This window comes from Rhizobium favelukesii (genome assembly GCF_000577275.2).
Taxonomy (GTDB): Bacteria; Pseudomonadota; Alphaproteobacteria; order Rhizobiales; family Rhizobiaceae; genus Rhizobium; species Rhizobium favelukesii.
Genome location: NZ_CBYB010000017.1, coordinates 1 through 4,255, shown reverse-complemented (window position 1 = coordinate 4,255; position 4,255 = coordinate 1). Strand labels below are relative to the sequence as shown.

Sequence of the window (4,255 nt, the reverse complement as noted above, 5' to 3'; positions counted from 1 at the left end):
AGCTAGGGTTCGTATTCGTTGAACGCTCTTCCGAAAGCGAGATGACGTCCCAGGGTTCACGGAGCAGAGTAAGGTGGCCATCTCCCCTATAGAAGTGAACATGCCGACCATTCCTCGTGTTCGCACTGAACCAAAGCGGCCCCGTTCGAGCGCTGCAAGTACCCTCGTGATCCGGAAACTCGCGCATTGCTCGTACAGGGCACTGAACATCACGGTGCTGCAAACCGGGTACACAAAGGACTTCCGATCCACAGCGGATTACAACAGTCGAGCTTCTCAGGCCTCCGCTCATGGTGACTCGCTGTGGCTCACTACGAGTGGTCGAGATAAGCGTCGAACGCGGCAGCAACGGAGCGAAGCAAAATGCGATGGCCGTGCCGCACGCGGATGAAGCCATTCTCGACGTCCACTATCCCGTCGTCGGCCAGCATCGCCAAGGGCTCAGCTGAATCGAGAAAATGGGTCCAATCAAATCCGTGGGCGGCACAGATTGCCGGTACGTCGGCCTCGAGATCACACATCAGTCGCTCGATGATTGCGCCTCGGACGCGGTCTTCGCCGATGAGACGGTAGCCCTTCGACGTTGCCAAGCGAACAGCTGTGATATGCTGAGTATAGGCCTCCAGCGCGGCTTCGTTCTCGACGTAACCCTCTCCAACACGCCCGATAGCCGACGCACCAAAGGCTATCAGGGTTTTGCAGGTGTCGGCAGAGTAACCTTGGGAGTTGCGCCGCAGGCGACCGGTTTTCTGAGCCAATGCGAGCTCGTCGTCCGGCAAGGCGAAGTGGTCGAACCCAATCTCTCGGTAGCCGGCGGCAACCAGCGTCTCGGCGACGGCCGCAGCTTGTTCGGCGCGGGCAGCGCTGTCCGGTAGTCCTGCCTTTTCGATGAGGCGCTGATGTTTATGAGAAGACGGCGTGTGAGCGTATCCGAACACGGCAATCCGCTGCGGGCGCATGGCCACCGCCAGCGTTGCGGTCTGGACGCAGGACTGCATCGTCTGATTGGGAAGACCGTAGATGAGATCGATGTTAATGCGGTTTATTCCCTGCTGGCGCAGGTTTTCGACAGCAGTCGCCGTCTGCTCTACACTCTGGATACGATTGATCGCTTTTTGAACACTGGGGTCGAAACTTTGCACGCCGAGGCTCGCGCGGTTCACCCCGGCTGCTCCTAAGGCTTCGGCCATCTCCGCGGTGAACGTGCGCGGATCGATCTCGACGGCGATGGCGGTCTTTTGCCTGAACGCGAAGCGGCGGCGTAGAAGCTCGGTCAAGGCGACGAATTCCGTTGGCTTAAGAAGCGTGGGCGTCCCGCCGCCAAAGTGCACGTCGCTCACGGGCAGCGCCTGCGGCGTTAGCTCCGAGACCAAACGGATCTCGCCGCGCAGCGCCGCCACGTAATTTTGGTTCGGCGGGTCCCGCTGGGTGATGGTCGTAGGGCAACCGCAATACCAGCACATCGACCGGCAGAACGGAATATGGATATAGAGCGATACGGGTTCGTTAGCCGATAGGCTGCCGAGCCATTCCCCATAAGCCTCCGCGCCGATCGCTGCGGAGAACTGCGGTGCAGTTGGATAATTGAAATACCAAGGCAGGCACGCCTCGCCCTGTTTTGTCTCTAGCATAGCCGTCTCTCATCTTGATGTTGGCTCCCTGCCTGCCGCGCTCTCCTATGTCTCTGATCTTCAACTGTCGCGGCGCAACTTGTGTTTCCGTCAAGCCAAGTAGCCTGTGTACAATAGTTACATGGAGGCGTGCATGGGTGCGCTTTATTGGGGCGCTGTTGGCGAAGGGCGGATTTGGTCGGCGCATCTGGTGCAGGTGTTCGATTCCACCCGTGGTGCGCGCCCACGTCTGCGCCCTCGCCGCCGGCTTCATCTCGCTTCAATCCGCCCACACGGTCCTAAGGCTACCGCACTATTGTCCATGAGTTTTTGAGACATGTAGGTGTATTCGAGCGCGTAACGGCGGGCGGATTCCTGCAGGTTGGCGGCCGCGGCGTGACCGCCCTCGATATTTTCATAATAGTAGAAGGGTAGACCCATATCTTCGAACAGGGCGGCCATCTTGCGCGCGTGCACCGGTCCGACACGGTCATCCTTGGTCGAAGTCTCGAAGAAAGGTTCTGGATAGGCCACGCCCGCCCTGACGTTATGATAAGGCGAGATCGAGCGTAGGAAGGCGCCTTCGGCTGGATCGTCTGGATTGCCATATTCGCCCTGCCAGGAGGCACCTGCCGACATCCGGGTGAAATTGACCATGTCGAGAAGCGGCACCTGGATCACGACCGCGTTCCACAGGTCAGGGCGCTCGGTCAGTTGCACGCCCATAAGCAGGCCGCCATTAGAACCACCCATGATCCCGAGATGCGGTGTCGAGGTGACCTTCTTCGCAATCAGGTCCTGGGCCACGGCCTGGAAGTCGTCGAAGACGCGCTGACGAAGGGTCTTCAGGCCGGCCTGGTGCCATTTCGGTCCGAATTCGCCGCCGCCGCGGATATTGGCCAGCGCGTAGGCGCCGCCCTTTTCCAGCCATAGCTTGCCAAGCACTGCCGAATAGCGAGGCTGCATTGGAATTTCGAAACCGCCATAGGCGTAGAGGATGGTCGGGCTCGTGCCGTCCAGCTTGACATCCTTGCGTGCCACGAGGAAGTATGGAACCTTCGTGCCATCCGTCGAGGTCGCCCAGAACTGCTGTACTTGCAGGCCTTGGGCATCGAAGCGTTCAGGGATCGACTTGATCTCCTCGACCTTGCCGCTTGCAGCATCGGCACGAAACAGGGTGGAAGGTCCGAGGAAACCTTCTGAGAAGACGAACAAATGATCGCTCCCATGGTCGCTAGACGTCAGGGACAGGGTCGAATTTTCCGGCAGCGCCAACTTGAAAGACGACCAGCGGCCCTTGCCGAAATCGAAGCTGCGTACCTCACTGGTGACGTTCGACAGGATAGACAGGACGAGACGGTTTTTGGTCTGGGCAGTCCCTTTGACAGACTGGTGCTCGTTTGGCATGAACAGCGCCAGCGGTTCGACGTGCGCCGGATCGGCGAGCGCCGCCTTGAGATCGAAAGCGATGATCGCGCCATTGTGGAAGACGGTGCCCTTGGCCGAGGTCCAGTCCGACTTCAACTGATAGATTGCCTGGCCCTTGTAGTAGCCGTCAAAGATGGCCGTGTTCGGGAGGGGCAGGACCACCTTGCCGCTATCGTTGTGGCCGTTCGGGTAGAAGGCTAGTTCGGTATTGAAGAAGTCGAGGCCGCGATAGGAGGTGTCCATGACATACTTGCCGTCGATGTCGCGCAGCACGCCGCGCCCTGCCGAGACATCCTTCTTGTCGCCGCGGAAAATCTCGACCGCCTGATCCAGGCCCTGGCCGCGCTTCAGCACCTTCGTGACATATGCATAGCCGGAAACGGTCACTTCGCCCGGCGTCCATTCCCGGGTCACATAGATGGTGTTCTCGTCCACCCAGGTCACCGACTGCTTGCCTTCGGGCAGGACGAAGCCTTCCTTAACGAATTCACCCTTGGCAATGTCGAATTCGCGCACCACATTCGCATCCTTGCCGCCATCGGACAGGCTGATCAGGCGGAGATTGTTGGCCGGCGGCAGGCTGTCCCCGCCTGCGAAAACCCAGGTCTTGCCCTCGGCCTTGGACAGCGCATCGACATCGAGGATGGTGCGCCATTGCGGCTTGCCTGACCTGTAGGATTCCCAGCTCGCACGCCGCCACAAGCCTTGTACGTGCGTGCCGTCCTGCCAAAAGTTGTCGATCATGTCGCCTTGCGCGAAGCCGGGCGAAGCAATACGATCGGTGGCCTGTAGGATCTTCAGAATCTCGGCTTGGTATTCGCTGTAGCGCGGATCTTTCGACAGCTTATTGACGGTCGATAGGTTATGCGCCCTGACCCAGGTCATCGCCTCGTCGCCGTTGACCTCGTTCAGATAGGCGCGAGGGTCGGTGGCATCGTTAGGAGCCTTGTTGGGGTTGGAACCGATCGCCTTGGCGACGGTGGTCATCTGGGGCTGGTCGGAAGCCGTCATGGCGGTCGCCATAGCCAAGGCCGCCGCCGTCATTAAGCTGTTCATAGATGTACTGCTCATGGTTAGCCCTTTCGAAAACCTCGAAAAACGTAGCCGAAGCGATGGAAATGAACCGCTTCGCCTACCTTCTAGGCAAGAGCTGTGCCAGTAAGATACGCTTGAATTCAATGGATTATTTGGGACGGCGGGAGGCCGTGTAGTTCTAA

The 4,255-nt window shown here is 59.2% G+C and carries 2 protein-coding genes; both read right to left on the bottom strand.

The genetic code is table 11. The features are described 5' to 3' along the window. Positions 1 to 311: 311 nt before the first annotated feature. Positions 312 to 1,631, bottom strand: coding sequence for an oxygen-independent coproporphyrinogen III oxidase (hemN, locus tag LPU83_RS24695; RefSeq protein WP_024319147.1), 1,320 nt, complete (start codon positions 1,629 to 1,631; stop codon positions 312 to 314). A 249-nt stretch (positions 1,632 to 1,880) separates the two neighbouring features. Continuing rightward, positions 1,881 to 4,109, bottom strand: a complete 2,229-nt coding sequence (locus LPU83_RS24575) for a prolyl oligopeptidase family serine peptidase (protein WP_024319148.1) — start codon at positions 4,107 to 4,109, stop codon at positions 1,881 to 1,883. Positions 4,110 to 4,255: the final 146 nt, after the last annotated feature.